This window comes from Kitasatospora phosalacinea (assembly GCF_030268885.1).
GTDB classification, from domain to species: Bacteria; Actinomycetota; Actinomycetes; order Streptomycetales; family Streptomycetaceae; genus Kitasatospora; species Kitasatospora phosalacinea_C.
In genome coordinates this window covers 1-24,203 of record NZ_BSSA01000049.1, presented here as the reverse complement: position 1 = coordinate 24,203, position 24,203 = coordinate 1, and the positions used below count along the sequence as shown (strand labels likewise).

The 24,203-nt window shown below is 71.2% G+C and carries 17 protein-coding genes; 13 read left to right on the top strand and 4 right to left on the bottom strand.

Going from position 1 to position 24,203, the window contains the following annotated elements:
- Positions 1-104: 104 nt before the first annotated feature.
- Entirely contained in the window at positions 105-863 is a 759-nt protein-coding gene (locus QSK52_RS37540) for a hypothetical protein (RefSeq protein ID WP_285740771.1), read from the bottom strand.
- Positions 863-2,245 (bottom strand): type VII secretion protein EccE, encoded by a 1,383-nt coding sequence (gene eccE, locus QSK52_RS37535; RefSeq protein ID WP_285740770.1) that lies wholly within the window; start codon positions 2,243-2,245, stop codon positions 863-865. Before eccE ends, QSK52_RS37540 begins: the two co-directional genes overlap by 1 nt.
- A 262-nt stretch (positions 2,246-2,507) precedes the next feature.
- Between eccE and eccB the strand changes: the two genes are divergently transcribed.
- The 4 genes from eccB (at position 2,508) to mycP (ending at position 6,453) form a co-directional block, all read left to right on the top strand.
- Positions 2,508-4,100: a type VII secretion protein EccB gene (eccB, locus tag QSK52_RS37530; RefSeq protein ID WP_285740769.1), complete on the top strand. Its 1,593-nt coding sequence runs from the start codon at positions 2,508-2,510 to the stop codon at positions 4,098-4,100.
- A gap of 180 nt (positions 4,101-4,280) precedes the next feature.
- Positions 4,281-4,580: a WXG100 family type VII secretion target gene (locus QSK52_RS37525; RefSeq protein WP_285740768.1), complete on the top strand. Its 300-nt coding sequence runs from the start codon at positions 4,281-4,283 to the stop codon at positions 4,578-4,580.
- Between the two features lie 75 nt (positions 4,581-4,655).
- Positions 4,656-4,943 carry a WXG100 family type VII secretion target gene (locus tag QSK52_RS37520; RefSeq protein WP_285740767.1) on the top strand — a complete coding sequence of 96 codons (288 nt, stop codon included), beginning with the start codon at positions 4,656-4,658 and terminating at the stop codon, positions 4,941-4,943.
- 151 nt (positions 4,944-5,094) lie between these two features.
- Positions 5,095-6,453, top strand: a complete 1,359-nt coding sequence (gene mycP / locus QSK52_RS37515; RefSeq protein ID WP_285740766.1) for a type VII secretion-associated serine protease mycosin — start codon at positions 5,095-5,097, stop codon at positions 6,451-6,453.
- Between the two features lie 106 nt (positions 6,454-6,559).
- Here the strand turns inward: mycP and QSK52_RS37510 are convergent, their stop codons facing one another.
- Both QSK52_RS37510 and eccCa read right to left on the bottom strand, forming a co-directional pair.
- Positions 6,560-7,966: an APC family permease gene (locus tag QSK52_RS37510; RefSeq protein WP_285740765.1), complete on the bottom strand. Its 1,407-nt coding sequence runs from the start codon at positions 7,964-7,966 to the stop codon at positions 6,560-6,562.
- A 481-nt stretch (positions 7,967-8,447) separates the two neighbouring features.
- Positions 8,448-12,401 carry a type VII secretion protein EccCa gene (eccCa, locus tag QSK52_RS37505; RefSeq protein WP_285740764.1) on the bottom strand — a complete coding sequence of 1,318 codons (3,954 nt, stop codon included), beginning with the start codon at positions 12,399-12,401 and terminating at the stop codon, positions 8,448-8,450.
- Between the two features lie 489 nt (positions 12,402-12,890).
- On the opposite strand from eccCa, the gene eccD reads away from it, so the two are divergent.
- From eccD to QSK52_RS37460, 9 genes are all read left to right on the top strand, one after another.
- Entirely contained in the window at positions 12,891-14,354 is a 1,464-nt protein-coding gene (gene eccD, locus QSK52_RS37500) for a type VII secretion integral membrane protein EccD (RefSeq protein ID WP_285740763.1), read from the top strand.
- 90 nt (positions 14,355-14,444) lie between these two features.
- Positions 14,445-14,735, top strand: coding sequence for a 30S ribosomal protein S15 (gene rpsO / locus QSK52_RS37495; RefSeq protein WP_030462697.1), 291 nt, complete (start codon positions 14,445-14,447; stop codon positions 14,733-14,735).
- Between the two features lie 381 nt (positions 14,736-15,116).
- Complete coding sequence (locus tag QSK52_RS37490; protein WP_285740762.1) at positions 15,117-17,327, top strand: polyribonucleotide nucleotidyltransferase; 2,211 nt, start codon at positions 15,117-15,119, stop codon at positions 17,325-17,327.
- 102 nt (positions 17,328-17,429) lie between these two features.
- Positions 17,430-18,782, top strand: a complete 1,353-nt coding sequence (locus tag QSK52_RS37485) for a M16 family metallopeptidase (protein WP_285740761.1) — start codon at positions 17,430-17,432, stop codon at positions 18,780-18,782.
- A 26-nt stretch (positions 18,783-18,808) separates the two neighbouring features.
- Entirely contained in the window at positions 18,809-19,555 is a 747-nt protein-coding gene (dapB, locus tag QSK52_RS37480; RefSeq protein WP_435053475.1) for a 4-hydroxy-tetrahydrodipicolinate reductase, read from the top strand.
- A gap of 1 nt (position 19,556) precedes the next feature.
- On the top strand, positions 19,557-20,021 hold the full coding sequence (locus QSK52_RS37475; protein ID WP_285740759.1) for a hypothetical protein: 465 nt from the start codon (positions 19,557-19,559) through the stop codon (positions 20,019-20,021).
- A 36-nt stretch (positions 20,022-20,057) separates the two neighbouring features.
- On the top strand, positions 20,058-20,843 hold the full coding sequence (thyX, locus tag QSK52_RS37470; RefSeq protein ID WP_285740758.1) for an FAD-dependent thymidylate synthase: 786 nt from the start codon (positions 20,058-20,060) through the stop codon (positions 20,841-20,843).
- Between the two features lie 309 nt (positions 20,844-21,152).
- Complete coding sequence (dapA, locus tag QSK52_RS37465) at positions 21,153-22,052, top strand: 4-hydroxy-tetrahydrodipicolinate synthase (RefSeq protein WP_285740757.1); 900 nt, start codon at positions 21,153-21,155, stop codon at positions 22,050-22,052.
- A 172-nt stretch (positions 22,053-22,224) separates the two neighbouring features.
- Positions 22,225-23,910, top strand: a complete 1,686-nt coding sequence (locus tag QSK52_RS37460) for a ribonuclease J (RefSeq protein WP_285740756.1) — start codon at positions 22,225-22,227, stop codon at positions 23,908-23,910.
- Positions 23,911-24,203: the final 293 nt, after the last annotated feature.

The window sequence follows — 24,203 nt, the reverse complement described above, 5'->3', positions numbered from 1 at the left end:
CGGTGCCCGACCTGACGGCAGATCCGGCCGACCCTGATCACCCCGGCCGGCCCGCCCGGGTCGCGAGGACCCCCCGTGGAGCGGGCCGACCGGCCGGGGACCGGTCAGTCCATGCGGCGCGGGCCGCCCAGCACCTGGGTCTCGGCCTCGCCCTGATTCGTCATCACGTACTGCCGCCGCATCCGGGTCGCCCACAGCGTCACGTTGTCCGGCAGCGTCGGCAGCGCGCTGACGTCGCCGGGAGCCAGCGACAGCAGCCGGCCCAGCAGCTCGGCCTCCTGCGGCGAGACCCGCTGCAGGGCGACCAGGTCGGCCGAGTTGATCACCCGGCTCGCGTTCGGGCCCAGGTACGGCAGCACCGTCAGGATGGTCTGCCAGGGCGCCGCCGACAGGCGGCTGCGGTTGGGCCGGGCGCCCAGGTCGCGGACCACCAGGACGGGGGACGCCACCGACGCGCCCTGCGCGCCCAGCCGTCCCACCTGGTGGATCGTCACGCACGGCTGGCCGCCGCCCGCGGCCTGCGCCATCGGCGCCCACGCCTGCGGACGGCCGGTCTCCACTGCGATCCGGGCCCCGGTCGCGGCCGCGCGCAGCGCGATCAGCTGCGCCGTCCACATGCCGCCGACCAGCACCAGCTCGAACGCGGACGGGCGGAACAGGCCGATCACGGCGGGCTGCTGCTGGTGGTCCAGGCCGATCACCACGCCGTCGTCGCCGACCGGGAAGGCCAGCGCCGACAGGTCCTCGACCGGCAGCACGTGCTTCTCCCGGCGCGGACCGCGCAGGCCGAACCCGGGGCGCACCCGCACCGGGCGCTGCTCGACCGGCTGCGGGGCCTGGCCGGGGTAGGTCTGGTAGGCCATCAGGACGTCCCTCCCAGGGGCAGCGTGGCGAGCAGGCCGGGGGCGTGCTCCAGGTCGAGGCGGGTCAGCGAGGCGCCGCTGTGCTGCGCCCGGGACTCCACCTGGCGGCCCATCTGGTCGAGCCGGGACTCGTTGTGCTCGGTCAGCCGCAGGTGGCCGCTGAGCGCCACCGAGCCGCCCATCGCGCGGGTCGCGGTGACCGAGAAGGTCGAGGCGAACGCGGGCGTGCCGGTCAGCTGGTTGACCAGGTCGGGGGCGGTGACCCGGCCGCCGCCCATGCCCGGGCGGGACAGCACCGGCCACTTGGAGATCCAGTACGTGGCGTGCCAGCGGTCGTCGATCCGGCAGTACTTCGCCGACTCCTGGGTCCGGCGCACGCCGACCCCGCCGCCGCCGGAGCCCTGACGGCCCGCCACCGCCACCGGGTTGGCGCACACCGAGATGGCGAGGGCGGCGATCAGCTCGCGCTCGTCCAGGACGGTGGCGGTGAACCCGGCGCTGTTCAGCCGTCCGGCCAGCTGGTCGGTGACGCGCTGCAGGGTCTTGCGGGCGCCCTCCTCGCCGCCGCCGCGGGCCAGCACGGCGGTGGACGCGCGCTCCGGGTCGAGCTTGAGCGCGACCCAGGTCAGCCGCAGCGCCGGGGTGCTCACGCCGCCCGGGGTCTGCTGGTAGGCGCGGGCGGCCAGCGAGTGCTCGGGCAGGTGCGGGGCCGGGGCGGGCTGGGTGTGCTGGACCAGCTGCACCGACTCCAGGGCGATGTCGTCGACCTGCAGGACCGAGCAGATCAGGTCCAGCGGCACCGAGGAGGCGGCCCGGCCCGGACGCAGCGGCTGGTCCTTGGACTGCACCAGCAGCACCGAGGTGAAGAAGGTGCCGTCGCCGACCATGCCGGTCTCGCGGCGCAGCGGACGGCCGTCGCCGAGGTCGGTCTCGATCGCGTGGGTGCAGGTCTTGAGCGCCGGGTCGAGCTCCATCACCGGCGCGATCGCCGGGTCGGTGCCGGGCGGCGGCACGTTGTACTTCGCGTCCCGGCGGCGGGAGTTGTACGTCGAGCGGACGCTCACCGCCTCGCCGGTGGTGCGGCCGCCGAGCCGCAGCAGCGCGACCACGACCAGGACCAGGGCGGGCACCGCGAAGACGCCCGCCATCATCGTGTTGATCGACCAGCCGACCGCCACCAGGGCGGCGGCGACCTCGAGCTGGACGATCTGCTTGAGCTCCAGGCGGCGGCCAAGCAGCCCGGGCCTGGGCAGCAGCCGCAGGCCCACCGGGCCGAGCGCGGCCGGTGCGGGCGGGGCGGTGCGGGCCCGGCGTCCGCCCGCGTCCGGCCCCCGGCCGTGCGAGGTGGAGCGTCGTCGTGCTGGAGCGGACTGGCTTGGCATCCCCCGAATTGCCCTCTCTGCTTCAGATGTCCCGTCAGATCCCCCTGCGGGCCCGGAGAGTCCGGGCGGGGGCCGGGTCGGCGGCCCGGATGGCGGACCGTCGGAGCCTACCCGTTACCGTACTCACCGTCTGCTGCGGCATCGTAGAGGGGTGGCCGCGAGGTCCGCCCGCCGGGTGGCAGACTCACGCCCGGCGCAAGCGCGTTGACGGAGCCCGCCGGACGGGACACACAGGGGAACAACAGGGGAGACGGGGACGAGCATGGCATCACGCCGGGACGAGCTGAACGCCTACACCTTCGCCCGGAAGCGGATGGTGGGGGCCTTCCTGCAGCCGGGCGGCGGCGGCAACGACGAGGACGCGCCGCGTCCGCTCCGTGCGGTGCTGCCGAGTTTCGTGGTCGCCGCGGTGGTCGTCGCGGGCTTCGGGATGTGGGGCGTGCTGAAGCCGGCCGCGCCGCCGAACTGGGACAGCGGGAAGTTCATCATCCAGGGCAAGTCCTCGACCACCCGCTACGTGATCCTGATGGACGGGCCCAACAAGGAGCCCACCCTGCACCAGGTGCTGAACATGTCCTCGGCCCGGCTGGTGCTCTCCGAGAGCGCCACCGTGCAGACCGTCGCCGACGACGTGCTGGACAAGTACCCGCGGCGCGGCGCCACCATCGGCATCCCGTACGCGCCGGACAAGCTGCCCTCCTCCGGTGACGCCCGCGCCCCGAAGACCTGGTCGGTCTGCGACAAGCAGGGCAACGGCAACCTGCAGTCCACCGTCGGCCAGTCGGTGTTCATCGCCGCCGGGGACGAGGAGAAGAAGCTCTCCGCACCGGACAAGGTGCTCAACGAGAACCAGATGCTGCTGGTCCAGGAGCCGCCGCTGGACGGCGGCCACGCCGACGGCTCGATCTACATGGTGGACGCCAAGGGCGTCAAGCACGCGCTCGGCATGCGCGACATGAGCGACAAGGACCGCCAGGACCTGATGTCCGCCCTCAGCAGTCCGGACGCCAAGCCGCAGCAGGTCACCAAGGAGTGGCTGGCCACGCTGGCCAACGGCGAGCCGGTGGTCTTCCCGCGGATCGACACCTTCAAGACCACCAAGCAGTCCGGCAACTCCCAGCTCGGCCTGTCCAACCCGGACCAGAACCGGATCGGCCGACTGCTGAAGTTCCAGGACGCCTACTACGCGGTCGGCGCCCAGCAGCTCTACCAGGTCACCGAGTTCCAGGCCGAGCTGATGCGCACCGACCCGCTGCTGCAGAGCGCCTACCCCAAGGACGGCAGGCCGGTCATCGAGGAGGTCGGCGCGGGCGACATCAGCAAGCTCGCCGGGAAGGTCACCAAGCAGCTGATGGACGGCTCCAAGGACCTCCCGACCCACAAGCAGCAGGCCGTCAACGTCGGCGACAAGGGCACCCGCACGGTGATCTGCTCGACCTTCAACGGCTCCGACGACAAGGGCGTCATCAAGCGCTCGGTCTGGGCCCACACCGAGTACCCGGCGCAGGTCACCTCCGGCTCGGTCAGCGCGCACGTGACGCCCGGCCACGGGCTGCTGTACCGCGCGGTGGAGGGCGAGACGCTCGGCGGCGACGGCCAGGCCGCCTCCGGCAGCGACTTCCTGATCACCGACTCCGGCCTGCGCTACTCGCTGCCCGCCAACAGCGACGGCGGCTCCGCCGGCTCCGCGAGCCCCGCGCCCGAAGCCGGCAAGGCGAACAGCACCAACGAGGCGCAGGCCCGGCTCGGCTACAAGGACGTCGTCCCGCCGAAGGTGCCGCTGGCCTGGTCCAAGCTGGTCCCGGCCGGCCCGGTGCTCAACACCAATTCCGCACTCCAGGCCCAGAACGCCTGACGAACCGTCAGTGACGCTGCGGGAGTTCAGTGTCATGGTCTGGTAACTACCCGCTACCCGGTGTTGGGTGCACAGCAGTTGGCCGTTACAGTGCTTCAGAGCACCACACCGGTGGTGCCCGTACGGACGTTCGCCACAGGGGCGTCCGGACGTAGTCTGTCTCATGGGGGACGGTGGATCATGGCAGGTCAGTTCACGACGACCGCGGAGGAAATGACCGCCTTCGCGAACCGCATCGGCGAGGTCAACCAGCAGGTCCAGGGCGAGATCGGTCGTCTCAACAACCTGGTCTCCGAGATCTCCTCGGGCTGGAAGGGCGCGGCCGCGTCCGCCTACCAGCAGATGCAGCAGCAGTTCAACGAGGACGCCAACGCGCTCAACAAGATCCTGGACGAGATCCGTCAGGCCATCGAGGCGACCACCAAGGCCTACTCGATGACCGAAGAGGAGCAGCGCGCTGCGGTCGGTGGCATCGGCTGACGCCGGTAGTCGCAACCACCTACCACACTGCGCCTCGCAAGGGCGCGCCGTGAATCCATCGAAGGGGAGAGATCAATGTCCGGCATTCTCGTCAATTTCCAGACCATCCAGAACGCCAGCTCCGAGGTCCGGCAGACCGCCGCTCGCATCCAGAGCCAGCTGGACGACCTGAAGGCGGGCGTGCAGCGCATCGCCTCCAGCTGGGAGGGTGCGGCTCAGCAGGGCTACCAGGCCCGCCAGGCCCAGTGGGACGCCAAGGCGGCGGACCTGCAGGAGGTCCTCGGCCGGATCGCCACCGCGCTGGACAACGCCGCGCAGAGCTACCAGCAGACCGAGAACTCGAACCAGGCCATCTGGAACTAGTCGCCGGCGGGCCGGCAACGGCACGGGGGAACCGGCACGGCAGTGCTTGACCCGGGCGGGCGCCCCTCAGGGGCGCCCGCCCGCTGCGCGTCGCAGGGGGCGGCGCGGGCAGGGACACACGGGTGGAACAGCAGTGAGGGGTGGAGCAGAGGTGTCGTCAGGATCGTTGCGCCGGACCGGTGCGGTGCTGCTGGTGCTCGGGGTGATCGGTTCGGCCGCCGCGGGCCCGGCCTGGGCCGAGACGGCCGCGGGCGGCGACCCCCACCGGGGCGGGCCGGTGCTCGCCGCCGCGGGTGACTGCAACTTCCCGATCGAGCAGGACGTGGTGTCCAAGCCGTGGGCGCTGCAGCGGGTCTTCCTCAGCGAGCTGTGGGGGCAGGACAAGGCGGCCGCCAAGGCCGCCCCGTCCCCGAACGGCGGCGGGCCGCAGGACCCGCCGAACCAGACCGGCAAGGACGTGCTGGTCGCCGTCATCGACACCGGCGTGGACGCCAGGAACCCGCAGCTGGCGGGCAAGGTGCAGGCCGGCCGGGACTTCCTCGGCGAGAACCCCGGGGAGGGCCAGCAGCGCCCCGAGGGCGACAGCCTGACCGACAAGGTCGGCCACGGCACCAAGGTGGCGGGCATCATCGCGGCCGCCGAGAAGCCCGGCATCGGCTTCGTCGGCCTGGCCAAGGACGCGAAGATCCTGTCCATCCGGCAGAACGACGCCGAGGGCCACGGCAGCGTCAAGACCCTGGCCGACGCGATCACCGAGGCGGTCAACAAGGGCGCCAAGGTCATCAACATCTCGCAGGACGTCCGGGTCGACAACGGCCCGAGCGCGACCCCGGCCGCGGACCCGCAGGATCCGAACTTCAAGGACGCGGACGCCCTGAAGGCCGCGCTGCGCCTGGCCGAGCAGAACGACGTGGTGGTGGTCGCCTCCTCGGGCAACGACGGCGGCGAGGGCCCCACCTACCCGGCCGCCTTCAACACGGTGCTCGCCGTGGGGGCCTCCGACCGCAACAACGAGCGGGCCGCGTTCTCCCAGTACGGCGACTTCGTCGACGTGGCCGCGCCCGGCGTCGACATGCTCTCCACCGTCCCCGGCCACGGCCAGTGCACCGACAACGGCACCAGCTTCTCCGCCCCGTACGTGGCGGGCGTGGCGGCGATCCTCAAGGGCATGCACCCGACCTGGAAGGCCCAGCAGATCCGCACGGTGATCGAGCAGACCGCGCAGCGCACCGAGCACGGCTCGAACAAGTACATCGGCTGGGGCGTGGTCGACCCGGTGAAGGCCGTCGAGTACACCACGGTGCCCGGCCCGTCCGAGTCGCCGCACCCGGACGCGTCGACCAAGCTGGACGCCTACCCGCTGGTCGCGCAGCCGCTCGGGCTGGAGGAGACCCAGGCCGACCGGGACCGCCGCACCGGCACCTTCGTGCTGGGCGTCGGCGGCCTGGTGGTGGCGGGCCTGGCCGGCGGCGCGATCGTCGCCCGCGACATGAACCGGCGCCGCCACTGAGCGGCGGCAGCGACTCCGACCGCGGGGGCCGGTCCCGGAAAGGGGCCGGCCCCCGCGCCGGTCTCGGGGACCGGCCGGGGGCCGACGGGAGAGCGCTCCGCGGGGGTCAGCCGCGCTGGTCCTCGGGGAGGGTGATGATCCAGCGGGTCTCCGGGCGGGGGCGCAGGTAGAGCGCCCAGTAGAGGCTGGCCGCGGCGGTAATGCCGAGCGTCCACCACAGCGCGGTGGGGTCGAGCTTGGTCAGGGTGTAGGCCAGGGCGACGATCACCAGGATCGGCAGCGCGGGCCACAGCGGCTGGCGCCAGGCCGCGGCGCCCTTGTGGTGGCCGCGGCGGGAGAACAGCGCGCCGACGGCGACCAGCAGGTAGAGCGCGGCGACCGCGACACCGGTGATGTTGGTCAGCAGGTCCTGGCCGACGAAGCAGAGCGCGGCACCGGGGATGCCGACCGCCAGGGTGGAGATCCACGGGGCGCTGAACTTGTTGAGGGTGCCGAAGGCCCTGTTGACCGGCTCGGGCCAGGCCTTGTCGCGACCGGAGGCGAACAGCACCCGGGAGTTCTGGATGACCATCACGATGCCGGCGTTGATGATCGCCAGCGCGATGCACAGGCTGATGAAGGTGCCGACGCCGCTGTTGCTCCAGCCGATCACCAGCGAGGAGATGTCGCCCTCGCTGAGCGCCTTCAGGTCCGGGGCGCCCATGGTGATCGCGGCGACCGGGATCAGGATGACGGCGGTGGACAGGCCCAGCGTCCACAGCACGGTGCGGGCGACGTTCTTGCGCGGGTTCTCCAGCTCCTCGGAGAGGTAGATCGCGGTGGAGAAACCCTGGGTGACGAAGAGCGCGGTGCCCATCGCGGCCAGGAGCACCGAGAAGTTCACCCCGCCGGTGGCGCCGGTGGTGGCGTCGACGACCGAGCCGTGCAGCAGGCTGCTCACGCCGCGCTCGGAGTGGCCGAAGCCGAGGAAGGCGACCACGGCGCAGGCGATGACCTCCAGCACCAGGAAGATGCCGGTGATCCAGGCGTTGGCCCGCAGGTCCAGCAGACCGGCCACGGTGGCCGCGAGCATCACCGCGGCGCCGGCCCACTTCGGGTCGAGGTGGATGATCGGTTCCAGGTAGTCGGCGGTGCCCATGGCGATCAGTGAGGGCACGATCATCACCACGATCAACGACTGGATGAACACCAGCCAGCCGGTGAACTTGCCCGCCAGGGTGCCGACCATGGCGTACTCGCCGCCCGCCGAGGGCACCAGGGTGCCGAGCTCGGAGTAGCAGAACGCCACCGCGATGCAGATGACCGTCCCGATCAGGATCGACATCAGGGTGAAGGTGCCGAGCGAGTTGAAGAGCTCCGGGACGATCACGAAGAGTGAGGAGGCCGGGGTCACGCAGGAGAGCGTGAGCAGGGTGCCGCCGACGACACCGAGCGATCGGGCGAGCTGCTTGGGGCTGCCCGTGGTGTCCCCGGCGGCGGGGGAGGCTACCTGCGGGGGGAGCGTGTCGGTCATGGGGCATCCGATCCACTGAGCGGTGGTGTGGGGGTCGGGAGCGGTATCGCCTCCGAAGCACGGTCTCGCGGTCTGGGTCTGCTTCGCTCCCGGGTGGCCAGGTTGCCTGGGCGGGTAGGCCCAGTCAACGCGCGGTTGGCTGCGGATTCCGTTGTCATAAGGCGCTTCTGCCTGCGGAATGCAGCTCCAAGGCGCTCGGGACGCATGTTTCCATTGTGTCAACTCGGGTTAACTGCGCTTGAATCGAAGGTGAAGTGAGCTGGCTAACGTGTGATTCCAAGGCGCTCTGCCGTAGTGCGGCGTTGGGCCGAAAAGCGTCGTCAAAGGCCCCGAGGGCTACGGGAACCGCAGCAGAACCGAGAAAAACGGAAGATAACGTTATGGCACCGTTCTGCGCCCGGAGTGCCGAGAGGGCCGGACCCCTTGCGGGATCCGGCCCTCTCGACCGCTCTTCGGTCACCGTGCGTGCACGGTGGCCGCGCTAGACCTGCGTCGGCAGCCAGCCCGTCTGCACCGTCTGGCCCGCCTGGATCCGGCGGGAGACGAACACGCCGCGGCCCGGCGGCAGCGGCTGCGGCTTGACCGTGCCGAGCAGCGCGCCCTCGCCCTTGTCGCCGGAGAGCAGCACGCCCTGGCCGCCCAGCTCGCGCATGCGCTGCATCACCGGCTCGAACAGCGAGCGGCCGGCGCCGCCCGCGTTGCGGGCGATGATCAGGCGCAGGCCGATGTCGCGCGCGAACGGCAGGAACTCCGCCAGCGGCGCCATCGGGTTGCCCGACTGGGTGGCGACCAGCTCGTAGTCGTCCACGATCACGAACATGTCCTTGCCGCTGTACCAGCTGCGGTTGCGCAGCTGCTCCGGCGTGACGTCCGGGCCGGGCAGGCGGCGCCCGCAGGCCCCGCGCAGCATCTCCACGATCGCCGACATGGCGGGCGCGGCGGCCGCGTACTCCACCAGGTACTCCGGCGGCACCACGCCGAGCAGCGAGCGGCGGAAGTCGCCGACCACGATGCCCGCCTGGTCCGGGGTGTACCGCTCGGTGATCTGCTTGATCAGCATCCGCAGGAGCGCCGACTTGCCGGACTCGCTCTCGCCGAAGACGACGAACAGCGGGTCGGTCTCGAAGTTGACGAACACCGGCGCCAGCTCGACCTCGTCGACGCCGAACGCGACGCCCAGCTCCGGGTGCTCGAAGCCCTTGGGCAGCGAGTGGCCGTCCAGCACCGGCGGCAGCATGCGCACCTGCGGGGCCCGCGGGCCGCCCCAGGCCGCGTTGACCTGGGCGACCAGGTCGGCCACGCCGTCCACCAGGTCCTCGGTGCTGCTGGAGCCGTCGATCCGGGGCAGGCCGGACAGGAAGTGCAGCTGGTCGGCGGTCAGACCGCGGCCCGGGATCGGCGGGACGTTCGCGGCGACCTTGCGGCCGATCTCGGACTCCATCGAGTCACCGAGCTTGAGCTCGACCCGGTTCTGCAGCTGGTCCTTCAGCGCCGGGCGGACCTCGGCGTAGCGGGCCGCGGTGATCACCACGTGCACGCCGTAGCCGAGACCGCGCTGGACGATGTCGGCGATGACCGGCTCCAGGACCTCGAACTCCTGCTTGAAGGTCAGCCAGCCGTCGATGAACAGGAACACGTCGCCGAACTGCTCGTCGGGCAGCTGCCCGGCGGCCCGGCGGGCCCGGTAGGTGGCGATGGTGTCGATGCCGGTCGCCCGGAACAGCTCCTCACGGCGGTTGAGCACGCCGTGCACCTCGCTGATCATGCGGCGGACCTTCTCGACGTCCAGACGGCCCGCGACGCCGCCGACGTGCGGCAGGTCGGCCAGCGAGCCGAAGCCGCCGCCGCCGAAGTCGAGCAGGTAGAACTGCGTCTCCACCGGCGTGTGGGTGACCGAGAAGCCGGCCACGATGGTGCGCACCATGGTGGACTTGCCGGAGCGCGGACCGCCCACGATCATGCCGTGACCGGCGGCGCCCGAGTAGTCCAGGTACATCACGTCGCGGCGCTGGTCGCGCGGCTTGTCGACGATGCCGACCGGCACGACCAGGTTGCCCTGGCGGACGGCCGCCGGGGTCAGGCCGCGGTCCGGGCTGATCTGCAGCGGCTCCAGCAGGCTGTCCACGGACGGCGAGTCGTCCAGCGGGGGCAGCCACACCTGGTGGGCGGGCGGGCCCTGGCCGATCATCCGCTGCACGAACACGTCGAGCATGGTGTCCAGCAGCGCCTCGTCCTTCTCCTCCTCCTCGGGCAGCTGGGGGAGGACCTCCACCTCGGGCTCGACGATCTCGACCTCGGCGGCGGTGAACAGCACCGGCTGGGCGGTGACCACCTGGCCGCCGACCGCGCGCTGGGTGCCCGGCGCCCGGTACTTGCCGGAGACGTAGGCGGCGCGGAAGCGCTCCATCACGTCGGAGCCGAACTTGAGGTAGCCCACGCCGGGGATCGGCGGCAGGTGGTAGGCGTCCGGCACGCCGATCGCGGCCCGCGACTCGGCGGCCGAGAAGGTGCGCAGACCCAGGCGGTAGGAGAGGAAGGTGTCCAGACCGCGGAGCTTGCCCTCCTCCAGTCGCTGCGAGGCCAGCAGCATGTGCATGCCCAGCGAACGGCCGATGCGGCCGATCTGGATGAACAGCTCGATGAAGTCCGGCTTCGCGGTGAGGAGTTCGGAGAACTCGTCGATGATCATCAGCAGCGAGGGCAGCGGGTCGAGCGGCGCGCCGGCCGCGCGGGCCCGCTCGTACTCGTTGATGTTCGCGTAGTTGCCCGCCGCGCGCAGCAGCTCCTGGCGGCGGTTCATCTCGCCCTCGATCGCGTCGCGCATGCGGTCGATCAGGGTCGCTTCGCCCTCGAGGTTGGTGATCACGGCCGCGGTGTGCGGCATCTCCGACATGCCGGCGAAGGTCGCACCACCCTTGAAGTCCGCGAGGACCAGGTTCAGCACCTCGGAGGAGTGGGTGACCGCCAGCGCCAGCACGATGGTGCGCAGCACCTCGGACTTGCCGGAACCGGTCGCGCCGACGCACATGCCGTGCGGGCCCATGCCCTCCAGCGAGGCTTCCTTGATGTCCAGCCAGACGTACTCGCCGTTGCTGCCGACGCCCAGCGGGACGCGCAGCTTCTCGCGGATCGGCCGGGGACGCCAGTGCCGGGCCGGGTCGAAGGAGCCCGGGTCGCCGGTGTGCATCATCTCGGTGAAGTCCATCGACACCAGCGACGGGTCGCTGTCGTCGCCGCCCGCGGACGCCCGGAACGGCGCCAGCTGCCGCGCCAGCGCCTCGGACTGCCAGCTGGAGAGGGTGTCCGGCTTGCCCGGGTAGCTCGCCCCGGAGGCGGCCTCCAGCAGCAGGTCGTCCTTGCCGACGGTGATCACCAGGTGGCCGTTGGGCTCGTCCAGGTCACCCGGGACGACCTCGATCACGGTGACGCCCTGGACGCCCTCCGGACCGGCGATCACCGAGTCGACCGGCACCGAGGCGCCGTCCATGATGATCACCAGGTGCGGCTGGTCCGCGGACGGCGTGCTGTCCCGGGAGAAGCCCTTGCGGCCGGCCAGCTCGTTGGCCAGCAGCTCCTCCAGCTCGCCCAGCCCGGAGGCGATCAGGCGCCGCGAGCCGGCCCCGTCGCTCTCCTTGCGGTGCTGGGTGTGCGGCAGCCACTTCGCCCACTCCCACTCCTCCACCGCGCCGGGCGCGGCGGCCACCCCGATCATCAGGTCCTCGGGGGAGTGCAGGGTCGCCAGCTGGGCCACCATCGCCCGCACGTTGCCGTACACCGAGTCCGGGTCGCCGCACACCGTGATGTGGTAGAAGGCCCGCAGCGAGACCGCCAGCGGCAGGTCCTGCAGGGTGCCGTGGGTCTTGATGAAGGTGCCCATCGCCTCCGCGGCGAGCGGCTCCAACTCGTCCATCGGCGCGGTCTGCGGCGCCACCAGCGGCGTCGACAACTGCAGCGGACCGAGGCCGACCCGGATCTGCGCGAAGTCCGGGTCCGTCGGCCGGCGCTCCCACAGGCGGCGGCCCTCGGCCACCACCGACCACAGCTGGTCCGGCTCCGGGTGGGTGAACAGCAGCGCCCCGCGCTGCCGCTCGGCCGTGCGGCGCACCTCGCGCCGCTTCTGCTGCAGGTACTTCAGGTAGTCGCGGCGCTCGTCCGAGGTCGCCGCGCTACCGCCCTTGCGGGCCCGGACGATCTGCGCCACCGCCATCGCGGCGGTGGACGCGATCATCAGCACGCCCATCATCTTCATCGGGCCCTGGCCGCCCTGGAACAGGAAGGCCGCGCTGCCGCCCATGCCGAGCATCGGCATCAGCGTCATCAGCCAGTCCTCGCCGCCGCCGCGCGGCAGCTCGGGCGGCGGAACCAGCTCGACCGGCTCCTCGGACACCGCGGGCGGGAACGCCCGCGGCGGCCGCTTCACCGTCACCGTACTCATGCAGTCACCCCGTCCCGGGCGGCAGCCGCAGAGCACGGCTCCCCGTTCTCAACGACGCGCCCTCCCAGGGCACTTGACAGGGGGCGCCCCCATCGCTCGCTCACAATCCGCCCTCACGCATCTGGATACGTACGGTGAGGGCGCCCCGTGTGATGACGCCGCCCCCGCTCCGCCGAACCGCAGGCGCGCGGGGCTGCCGCGTCTTCGATCGCCGCCCCCGTACGCCGTGCGCAGGGGCCGATCCTACTGCGCACGCCAAGCAGTTCGTCCACGGGGTCGGATCGGGCCCCCGGCGGGGACTGACCCCCCGTCAAGCAGGTGCACCGGGCCGTCCGGGCGGCAGGTGCCCAGGGCCCCGCGTACACCACCCTTCCGCCGGGGGGTAAGGTGTCGCCGCGCCAACTCTCGTTCGGACCGTGACAGTTCCGGAGCCGCTGCGACGAGTGGTCAGCAGACTTGCCGACACAGCCAACGAGGGGGAGAGGGCCGGTGAGCAACAACGCAACGACCGGTTTTTGCCGGGTCACCGTGGTGGCACCGGACAGCCGGATCGACGTCGCACTTCCGGAGGACGTCCCGCTCGCGGACATCTACCCGGAGGTGCTGAGGCTCTCCGGGCAGACCCAGGTGGACGGGACGCCCACCGGCTTCCACCTGGTCCGACGGGACGGCACCGTGCTGGACAGCGGGCTGCCGCTGGCCGCCCAGCAGGTCCGCGACGGCGACCTGCTGAGCCTGCGGCCGTTCGCCGAGTCGCTGCCGCCCGCGGTCTACGACGACGTCGCGGACGCCATCGCCTCCGCGGTCGAGGCCGACCGCCGGTTCTGGAGCCCCGACCTGATGCGGGCCTTCGGCCTGATCGCGGGCACCGTCCTGCTCGCGCTGCTGGCCTTCGCGCTCTGGTTCTCCGACCTGCGGCACAACATGTTCGGCCTGCCCGGCATCCTGGCCGGCGTCACCACGGTCGTCCTGGTCACCTTCGCCGGCGTCCGCGCCCGGGTCTACGCCGACCACACCGCCGCCCTGGCCCTCGGCCTCGGCGCGCTGCCGCACGCCATGCTGGCGGGCTCCGGCATCATCGACGTCGCGAACGAGGGCGACGGCCCCGGCCGGCTCCAGTTCCTGGTCGGCTGCGTCGCCGTGCTGGTGGTCTCCGTCCTGCTGGTCGGCCTGCTGCCGGAGAAGGACTCGGCGTTCGTCGCCGCCTCCTTCCTGGCCGCCGCCGGCACCCTGGCGACCTTCGCCGCCGTCCTGATGTCCGGCACCGCGATCACCGACATCGCCGCGGTCACCGGCGTGGCCGGCGTCGCCGCGGTCGGCTTCCTGCCCGCGCTCTCCGCCCGCTTCGCCCGGCTGCCCGTCGGCTTCAGCGCCCCCGGCCAGACCCGCACCCGCGGCAGCGCCTACGGCGAGGAGGCCAACACCGCCGAGACCGTCCAGTACGAGCGGATCGCCGCCCAGGCCCGCCGCGGCCACGAGGTGCTGGTCGGCCTGGTCGGCGGCGCCTCCGCCACCATCGTCGGCGCCTGCGCCGTGCTCGGCTTCAGCGACCGCACCTGGGCCGAGCTGCTGGCCCTGGCCATCGGCGTCTCGACCATGCTGCGGGCCCGGCTGTTCCGCTACACCGCGCAGGTCTTCGCGCTCACCATCTCCGGCCTGACCGCGCTGTCCCTGCTGATCCTCGGCCTGGCCCTGCACACCCCGCTGCACCTGCTGATGGCCAAGCTCACCAACGAGGGCGGCGGCGACCTGCGCACCGTGTGGCTGGCCGCGTCCATCGCGGCCGGCGCCGCGGTGATGACCGCGATCGCGCTGATCGTCCCCCGCTCCGGGGTCTCCCCGTTCTGGGGCCGCATCCTGGACATGGTCGACAGCCTGATGCTGCTCGCGCTCGTCCCGCTCGCGCTCGCGGTGCTCAACGTCTACAACGTGGTGCGCGGCGCGACCGGCTGAGCCGCGCTGGTATCGTTGATCCGTCCGAGTCTTGTCAGGTCCTGTGCTTCCTACCAGGGCCGCTCGGCCAACCAACCGAAGGAGATGCCCGTGGCCCTCGCCGCTGACGTCAAGAAGCAGATCATCGCCGAGTTCGGCCAGAAGGAGGGCGACACCGGCTCCCCCGAGGTCCAGGTGGCCATGCTCTCCCGCCGCATCTCGGACCTGACCGAGCACCTGAAGTTCCACAAGCACGACCACCACTCGCGTCGTGGTCTGCTGATCCTGGTCGGCCAGCGCCGCCGCCTGCTGCAGTACCTGGCCAAGAAGGACATCGAGCGCTTCCGCACCCTGGTGGACCGCCTCGGCATCCGCCGCGGTGCCGCCGGCGGCGCCCGCTGACACCGCTCGCAGGGGCGGCTCCCCTCTCCGGGGGAGCCGCCCTTCGGCGCATTCCGCGCCACCCCGCGACCACGCCCCGCGACGAAGCCGTCCGCGTAAAGCTGCGCTCGGTAGGGTGTGAATTTGTAAGGTAAAGGGCATGCCCGCCCTTGCGGGACGAATCAAGGCCTCCAACGGAGGCCGCCCGCACCCCGCAGGAGCGTCCACACGCCACCGCCGCCGCGCGCCGAAAGGCGCCGGTCCTCGGTAGTGGCCGCCGGGAACCCCCACGAGAGGGTCCGACCCGGTGGCTTCGATCGAAGACCGGCCCAGCTGCCCGGGCCACGGCAGGCAAGCGCAGGGGCGCTCCTGGGGAGACGTACGAAAGAGGAGATCTTCCAGGTGGAAGAGAACGTTTTCTACGCCGAGGCCGTCATCGACAACGGCAGCTTCGGCACCCGCACCATCCGCTTCGAGACCGGCCGCCTGGCCCGTCAGGCCGCCGGCTCCGCCGTGGCCTACCTGGACGACGACACCATGGTGCTGTCGGCCACCAGCGCCTCGAAGCAGCCCAAGGAGCACTTCGACTTCTTCCCGCTCACGGTGGACGTCGAGGAGCGGATGTACGCCGCCGGCCGCATCCCCGGCTCGTTCTTCCGTCGCGAGGGCCGTCCCTCCGAGGACGCCATCCTGACCTGTCGCCTGATCGACCGCCCGCTGCGCCCGTCCTTCGTCAAGGGCCTGCGCAACGAGATCCAGGTCGTCGTGACCGTCATGGCACTCAACCCCGACCACCTGTACGACGTGGTGGCCATCAACGCGGCCTCCGCCTCCACCCAGCTGGCCGGCCTGCCGTTCTCCGGCCCGATCGGCGGCGTCCGCGTCGCGCTGATCAACGGCCAGTGGGTGGCCTTCCCGACCCACTCCGAGCTGGAGTCGGCCGTCTTCGACATGGTCGTCGCCGGTCGCGTCCTGCCGGACGGCGACGTCGCGATCATGATGGTCGAGGCCGAGGCCACCGACAAGACCGTCAAGCTGGTCGAGGGCGGCGCCGAGGCGCCCACCGAGGAGGTCGTCGCCGCCGGTCTGGAGGCCGCGAAGCCCTTCATCAAGGTGCTGTGCGCCGCGCAGTCCCAGCTCGCCAAGCAGGCCGCCAAGCCGACCGGCGAGTTCCCGGTCTTCCTGGAGTACCAGGACGACGTGCTGGCCGCGCTGACCGCCGCCGTCAAGGACGAGCTCGCCAAGGCGCTCACCATCGCCGGCAAGCAGGAGCGCCAGAACGAGCTGGACCGCATCAAGGGCGTCGCCGCCGACAAGCTGCTCCCGGAGTTCGAGGGCCGCGAGAAGGAGATCAGCGCCGCCTACAACGCGCTGACCAAGAAGATCGTCCGCGAGCGCGTCATCAAGGACAAGGTCCGCATCGACGGCCGCGGCGTCACCGACATCCGCACCCTGGCCGCCGAGGTCGAGGCCATCCCGCGGGTGCACGGCTCGGCCCTGTTCGAGCGCGGCGAGACCCAGATCCTGGGCGTCACCACGCTGAACATGCTGCGCATGGAGCAGCAGCTCGACACGCTCTCCCCGGAGACCCGTCGCCGCTACATGCACAACTACAACTTCCCGCCGTACTCGGTCGGCGAGACCGGCCGCGTGGGCTCGCCCAAGCGCCGCGAGATCGGCCACGGCGCCCTCGCCGAGCGGGCCATCCTCCCGGTCCTGCCGACCCGCGAGGAGTTCCCCTACGCGATCCGCCAGGTCTCTGAGGCGCTCGGCTCCAACGGCTCGACCTCGATGGGCTCGGTCTGCGCGTCCACCATGTCGCTGCTGAACGCCGGTGTGCCGCTGAAGGCCCCGGTCGCGGGCATCGCGATGGGCCTGATCTCCCAGGAGATCAACGGCGAGACGCACTACGTGACCCTCACCGACATCCTCGGTGCCGAGGACGCGTACGGCGACATGGACTTCAAGGTCGCCGGCACCCGCGACTTCATCACCGCCCTGCAGCTCGACACCAAGCTCGACGGCATCCCGGCCTCCGTGCTGGCCGCCGCGCTGAAGCAGGCCAAGGACGCCCGCCTGCACATCCTCGACGTCATGAACGAGGCCATCGACTCGCCCGACGAGATGTCCCCGAACGCGCCGCGGATCATCACCATCAAGATCCCGGTGGACAAGATCGGCGAGGTCATCGGCCCCAAGGGCAAGATGATCAACCAGATCCAGGAGGACACCGGCGCCGAGATCACCATCGAGGACGACGGCACCATCTACATCGGTGCCGCCGACGGCCCGGCCGCCGAGGCCGCCCGCTCGACGATCAACCAGATCGCCAACCCGACCATGCCGGAGGTCGGCGAGCGCTACCTGGGCACCGTGGTGAAGACCACCACCTTCGGCGCCTTCGTCTCGCTCATGCCGGGCAAGGACGGTCTGCTGCACATCTCGCAGATCCGCAAGCTGGCCGGCGGCAAGCGCGTCGAGAACGTCGAGGACGTGCTCGGCGTCGGCGCCAAGGTGCAGGTCGAGATCGCCGAGATCGACCCGCGCGGCAAGCTGTCGCTGATCCCGGTCATCGAGGGCGAGGAGGGCGGCGAGGCCGCCGCCTCCGAGTGACCTCCCGGTAGCACCCGCGGCCCGCACGCCCACCCGGCGCGTGCGGGCCGCACCCTGTTCGCAGAAGCCCTGTTCGTGAAGCAGCAGTTGGAAGGAACACCCGTGGCCCAGGCCTCGGCGGCGAAGCAGCGCCCCGGAACCACCCGGACCCTGCTCAAGGGCACCGACGGCGCGGGCACCGTCCGTCGTACGGTGCTCCCCGGCGGCCTGCGGGTCGTCACCGAGACCCTGCCGACGGTGCGCAGCGCCACCTTCGGCATCTGGGTCGGCGTCGGCTCCCGCGACGAGACGCCCGTCCTCAACGGCGCCACCCACTACCTGGAGCACCTGCTCTTCAAGGGCACCGCCCGGCGCGACGCCCTGGAGATCTCCGCCGCGCTGGACGCGGTCGGCGGCGAGATGAACGCCTTCACCGCCAAGGAGAACACCTGCTACTACGCGCGGGTCCTGGACACCGACCTGCCGCTCGCCATCGACGTGGTCTGCGACATGCTGACCGGCTCGCTGATCCGCCCCGAGGACGTGGACTCCGAGCGCGGCGTCATCCTGGAGGAGATGGCGATGGCCGAGGACGACCCGGGCGACGTGGTGCACGACCTGTTCGCCAAGGTGATCTTCGGCGACGGCCCGCTCGGCCGCCCCATCCTCGGCACCCAGGAGACCGTCACCGCGCTCACCCGCGACCAGATCGCGGGCTTCTACCAGCGCCGCTACAAGCCGGAGAACCTGGTGGTCGCCGCCGCCGGGAACCTCGACCACGCCAAGGTGGTCAAGCTGGTCGAGCGGGCCTTCGCGCCCGTCCTGGCCAAGTCCAAGGGCCACCCCGCCGAGGTCCGCCGCGGCGTCAAGGCGGTCCGCACCGCCGGTCGGGCCGCCGTCCTCAACCGCCCCACCGAGCAGGCCCACCTGGTCCTCGGCGTCCCCGGCGTGCCGCGCCACGACGAGCGCCGCTGGGCGATCGGCGTGCTCAACGCGGCCCTGGGCGGCGGCATGAGCTCCCGGCTGTTCCAGGAGGTCCGGGAGAAGCGCGGCCTGGCGTACTCCGTCTACTCCTACTCCTCCTCGTACGCCGACACCGGCCTGTTCGGCATCTACGCCGGCTGCCAGCCCAAGCGGGTCGAGGAGGTGCTGAAGATCTGCCGTGCCGAGCTCGCCCGGGTCGTCGAGGAGGGCATCACCGAGGAGGAGCTGCGCCGCGCCATCGGCCAGATCTCCGGCTCCACCGTGCTCGGCATGGAGGACACCGGCTCGCTGATGAACCGGATCGGCAAGGCCGAGCTCTCGTACGGCCACCACCTGTCGGTGGACGAGATGCTCGGGAAGATCGCCGCGGTGACCCTGGACGACGTGCACGCCGTCGCCCGTGATGTGCTGGGGGCGCACCGCCCCTCGCTCGCCCTGATCGGCCCGATCAACGACCGGCGGGCCGCCAAGCTCGCCGACCTGCTGGTCTGACCGACCGGCCTGAGAGGATGACTGACATGACGCTGCGCGTCGCCGTGATCGGCGCCAGGGGCCGGATCGGCTCGGAGGCCGTCAAGGCCGTCGAGGCCGCCGAGGACATGGAGCTGGTGGCCGCCCTGGGCCGCGGCTCCGACCTGACCGAACTCACCGAGGCCCGGGTCGACGTCGCCGTCGAGCTCACCCACCCCGACTCGGTGATGGGCAACCTCGACTACTGCCTGGGCAACGGCATCCACGTGGTCACCGGCACCACCGGCTGGACCGAGGAGCGCCTCGCCACCGTCCGCGAACTGCTGGCCAAGGCACCCGAGTTGGGCCTGCTGATCGCCCCCAACTTCTCCATCGGCGCGATCCTCGGGATGAAGTTCTCCCAGCTCGCCGCCAAGTACTTCGAGTCCGTCGAGGTGATCGAGCTCCACCACGACAACAAGGCCGACGCCCCCTCCGGCACCGCCACCCGCACCGCCCAGCTGATCGCCGCCGCCCGCGCCGGGGCCGGGCTGCCCCCGCAGCACGACCCGACCACCCACGGCCTGCCCGGCGCCCGCGGCGCCGACGTGGACGGCGTCCCGGTGCACGCGGTGCGGCTGCGCGGCCTGCTGGCCCACCAGCAGGTGATGTTCGGCGACACCGGCGAGACCCTGACGATCCGGCACGACTCGATGCACCACAGCAGCTTCATGCCCGGCATCCTGCTCGGTGCGCGGAAGATCGCCGACCACCCGGGCCTCACCTTCGGCCTGGAACACTTCCTGGACCTGTGACATGACCTCCCGCACCGGCTTCTTCGTCCTCTCCGGCCTGCTGCTGCTGGTCAGCCTGGTCTGCATCGGGGAGGGCGTCCAACTGGTCGCCACCGGAAAGCCGTTGGGCATCGGCATCGGCCTGTGCGCCTTCGTCATCCCGGTGATCGGCGTCTGGTTCCTCGTCCAGACCGTCCGCTTCGGCCGGGCCAGCGAACGGCTGGCCCGCGAGCTGGAGGCCGAGGGCGGCCTGCCCGTCGACGAGCTGAAGCGCACCGCGGGCGGCCGGATCGACCGCGCCTCGGCCGACGCGGTGTTCACCCGCCGCAAGGCCGAGGCCGAGGCCGACCCCACCGACTGGCGGAACTTCTTCCGCCTGGCGGTGGCGTACGCGGACGCGGGCGACGTGCCGCGGGCCCGCAAGGCCATGCAACACGCGATCAAGCTGCACGACCGGCCTGGCGTTTCCTCCACCGCCGTAGACTGACCCGGAATCCTCCCGAACCCCCCAGGACGTTCTCCCATGCGCGCAGTAGAGCCCCAGGTCCACCTCATCGCCCGCCCCGAACTCGACTACGACGAGGTCGCCGCCTACCTGCAGGACGTCGGCGGCGAGAGCTGGCTGGAGCGGGTCGACCGCGGCGACCTGGACGACGCCCAGAACCTGGCCGAGTTCGCGGGCCGGATCTGCTACCGCTCCTGGAAGCCGGGCCTCAACCCGAACGTCACCAAGGTCCGCACCGACCAGGACGCCTACCTCAGGAACATCCTGGCCAGCGCGCACGGCTCGGTGCTGGAGCACGTCTCCTTCACCTTCGTCCTGCACAACGTCAGCCGGGTGGTCACCCACGAGCTGGTCCGGCACCGGGCCGGCGTCGCGGTCTCCCAGGAGTCGCTGCGCTTCGTCCGCCTCGACGACATCCCGTTCTGGTTCCCCGAGTGGGCCAAGGAGGACGAGGCGCTGATGTCCCGGGCCACCGGCCTGATGAAGGAGATCGAGGAGTTCCAGCACTGGATGGCCGACCACTTCGGGCTGGACGAGGAGGGCGTGCCCTTCCACGAGAAGAAGGAGAAGACCTCCTTCATGCGCCGCTTCGCCCCCGAGGGCCTGGCCACCGGCCTGGTCTGGACGGCCAACGTCCGCACCCTGCGGCACGTCATCGAGAACCGCACCGCGCCGGGCGCCGAGGAGGAGATCCGGCTGCTGTTCGGCAAGATCGGCGAGCTGATGGTCAAGGAGGCCCCGTCGCTGTTCGGCGACTACACCGTCGAGGACGGCGCCTGGGTGCCGGGCTGGCGCAAGGTCTGACGGCCTGACGGGGCGTCCGGGCCGGACCGGTGGCGCTCACCCGTGCGGCCTTCCGCCCCGGGCCGCCACCCGCCCGCTGACCTGCACCGACGGGCAGACGGGCGGACTGTCCGGCATGTCTGGATTGCGGCTTTCTCGGCCGCTCCATACGCTCAGGACACGGATTCCGGTGCTGCGTGAACCCCCGAGCGCGCAGCACCGGAATCCCATGTCCGGCCCGGGTTCCGGCGCCCTCCCCGCAGCCCCGCACTGTCCAAACCCTGGACCTGCGTGGCTACCGACCACCGCCCTACGAGTAGCTTTGGACCCATGGCTCCGACCTCCACCCCGCAGACGCCCTTCGGCCGGGTCCTGACCGCGATGGTCACCCCGTTCACCCCCGAGGGCGAACTCGACCTCGACGGCGCCCAGCGCCTCGCCGCCCACCTGGTGGACTCCGGCAACGACGGCCTGGTGCTCAACGGCACCACCGGCGAGTCGCCCACCACCACCGACGCGGAGAAGGCCCTACTGGTACGGGCCGTGGTCGAGGCGGTCGGGGACCGCGCCCACGTGGTCAGCGGCGTCGGCACCAACGACACCCGCCACAGCATCGAACTCGCCCGCCAGGCGGAGGCCGCCGGTGCGCACGGCCTGCTCGTCGTCACCCCGTACTACAGCAAGCCCCCGCAGGAGGGCCTGTACCGGCACACCGTCGCCGTGGCCGACGCCACCGACCTGCCGGTCATGCTGTACGACATCCCCGGCCGCTCCGGCGTCGCCCTGGAGACCGAGACCCTGGTCCGTCTCGCCGAGCACCCCCGGATCGTCGCCAACAAGGACGCCAAGGGCGACGTCGCCGCGGCCGCCCAGGTCATCGCCCGCACCGACCTCGCCTGGTACTCCGGCGACGACGTCCTGACCCTGCCGCTGCTCTCGGTCGGAGCCGTCGGCGTGGTCAGCGTGGTCGGCCACGTCGTCTCCCGCGAGATCCGCACCATGATCGAGGCCTTCGCGGCCGGCGACACCGCCAAGGCGCTCGCCGTCCACCAGACCCTGCTGCCGGTCTACACCGGAATGTTCCGCACCCAGGGAGTGATCCTCTCCAAGGCGGCGTTGAACCTGCAGGGACACCCGGCCGGCCCGCTCCGACTGCCCCTGGTCCCCGCCACGGACGCGGAGACCGCCCGGCTGAAGGAGGATCTCGCCGCCGGCGGGGTACACCTGTAACCAACAACAGACGTGCGCGTCCCCGGCTCGCCGGACCCACCCGGGTCCGCCGCTGGACCGGGACCGAAGGCGCGCGGCACATCGGCAGTCAGGTAACCACGATGGACGCACGCCATATGTCGCCGGGGGAGGAACCCCCCGGGCATATGGCGTGCGTCGTGAGGAGAGTCTTTTGAGCCACCCGCACCCCGAACTCGGCGCGCCCCCCGCCCTCAAGGAAGGCGCCCTCCGCATCACCCCGCTCGGCGGCCTCGGCGAGATCGGCCGCAACATGACGGTCCTCGAGTACGGGGACCGCATCCTGATCATCGACTGCGGCGTGCTCTTCCCCGAGGACGAGCAGCCCGGCGTCGACCTGATCCTCCCCGACTTCAGCTACATCCGGGACCGCCTCGACAAGGTCGACGGCATCATCCTGACCCACGGCCACGAGGACCACATCGGTGCCGTGCCCTACCTGCTCCGGGAGAACCCGGACATCCCGCTGATCGGCTCGAAGCTCACCCTCGCCCTGATCGAGGCCAAGCTCGCCGAGCACCGCATCCACCCCTACGTCCTGGAGGTCGTGGAGGGCGACCGCGAGCGGATCGGCCCCTTCGACTGCGAGTTCATCGCGGTCAACCACTCGATCCCGGACGCCCTCGCCGTCGCCGTCCGCACCCCCGCGGGCATGGTCGTCGCCACCGGCGACTTCAAGATGGACCAGCTCCCGCTGGACGGCCGCCTCACCGACCTCCCGACCTTCGCCAAGCTGGCCGAGGAGGGCATGGACCTCCTCCTGGTGGACTCCACCAACGCCGAGGTCCCCGGCTTCATCCCGCACGAGCGCGACATCTCCGCGGCCCTGCGCAACGTCTTCGCCAACGCGGAGAAGCGCATCATCGTCGCCTCCTTCGCCAGCCACGTGCACCGCATCCAGCAGGTCCTGGACGCCGCGCACGAGTACAAGCGCAAGGTCGCCTTCGTCGGCCGCTCGATGGTCCGCAACATGGGCATCGCCCGCGAACTCGGCTACCTGAAGGTGCCCGGCAACCTGCTCGTCGACGTCAAGACCCTCGACGACCTGCCCGACAAGGAGGTGGTGCTCATCTGCACCGGCTCCCAGGGCGAGCCGATGGCGGCACTCTCCCGGATGGCCAACCGCGACCACCAGATCCGCATCGTCGAGGGCGACACCGTCGTCCTCGCCTCCTCGCTGATCCCCGGCAACGAGAACGCCGTCTACCGCGTCATCAACGGCCTCACCCGCTGGGGCGCCAAGGTCGTCCACAAGGGCAACGCCAAGGTGCACGTCTCCGGTCACGCCTCGGCCGGAGAACTCCTGTACTTCTTCAACATCTGCAAGCCCAAGAACCTGATGCCGGTCCACGGCGAATGGCGCCACCTGCGCGCCGCCGCCGACCTGGGCATCGCCACCGGCATCCCGCGCAACCGCGTCGTCCTCGCCGAGGACGGCGTCTGCGTGGACCTGGAGAAGGGCGTCGCCCGGGTCTCCGGCAAGGTCCGGGCCGGCTACGTCTACGTCGACGGCTCCTCCGTCGGCGACATCACCGAGGCCTCGCTCAAGGACCGCCGGATCCTCGGCGAGGAGGGCTTCATCTCGGTCTTCGTGGTGGTCGACTCCACCAACGGCAAGATGGTCGGCGGCCCCACCATCCAGGCCCGCGGCTCCGGCATCGAGGACGGCGCGTTCACTGCGATCGCCGGCAAGCTGGAGGAGGCCCTGACCCGCTCCGCGAACGAGGGGGTCCTGGAGGTCCGCCAGGTCCAGCAGCTGGTCCGCCGGACCATCGGCAAGTGGGTCGCGGACAACTACCGCCGCCGCCCGATGATCCTCCCGGTCGTCGTCGAGGTCTGAGGCACGACCTGATTTGACCTGGGGCAGCCCGGTGCGTAATGTTCTCCGGGTTGCCCCACGGTCGTGCGGCTTCGCTCCGGATTCGAATTCGTTCGAATCGAATCGGGGCGGGGAAAACAGGCCAAGAAACTCTGATAGAGTTCGGGAGCGCCGAAAGGCGAAAGCAAATCGGATCGAATGAAACTCCGGAAAACGGAGCGGAAAACATCTGATAAGCTGGGAACACGGAAGAACGAAGCGCCCGGAGATGCGGTCGGAAGGCCGGTCGAAGGAAGCGTCCGTTCCTTGAGAAC

Coding starts and splice junctions, on each gene's coding strand:
- QSK52_RS37520 (WP_285740767.1), top strand. CDS start 4,656: ATGTCCGGCATTCTCGTCAATTTCCAGACCATCCAGAACGCCAGCTCC.
- dapB (WP_435053475.1), top strand. CDS start 18,809: ATGACGCTGCGCGTCGCCGTGATCGGCGCCAGGGGCCGGATCGGCTCG.
- eccCa (WP_285740764.1), bottom strand. CDS start 12,401: ATGAGTACGGTGACGGTGAAGCGGCCGCCGCGGGCGTTCCCGCCCGCG.
- QSK52_RS37540 (WP_285740771.1), bottom strand. CDS start 863: ATGGCCTACCAGACCTACCCCGGCCAGGCCCCGCAGCCGGTCGAGCAG.
- eccB (WP_285740769.1), top strand. CDS start 2,508: ATGGCATCACGCCGGGACGAGCTGAACGCCTACACCTTCGCCCGGAAG.
- dapA (WP_285740757.1), top strand. CDS start 21,153: ATGGCTCCGACCTCCACCCCGCAGACGCCCTTCGGCCGGGTCCTGACC.
- QSK52_RS37475 (WP_285740759.1), top strand. CDS start 19,557: ATGACCTCCCGCACCGGCTTCTTCGTCCTCTCCGGCCTGCTGCTGCTG.
- thyX (WP_285740758.1), top strand. CDS start 20,058: ATGCGCGCAGTAGAGCCCCAGGTCCACCTCATCGCCCGCCCCGAACTC.
- eccE (WP_285740770.1), bottom strand. CDS start 2,245: ATGCCAAGCCAGTCCGCTCCAGCACGACGACGCTCCACCTCGCACGGC.
- QSK52_RS37510 (WP_285740765.1), bottom strand. CDS start 7,966: ATGACCGACACGCTCCCCCCGCAGGTAGCCTCCCCCGCCGCCGGGGAC.
- QSK52_RS37525 (WP_285740768.1), top strand. CDS start 4,281: ATGGCAGGTCAGTTCACGACGACCGCGGAGGAAATGACCGCCTTCGCG.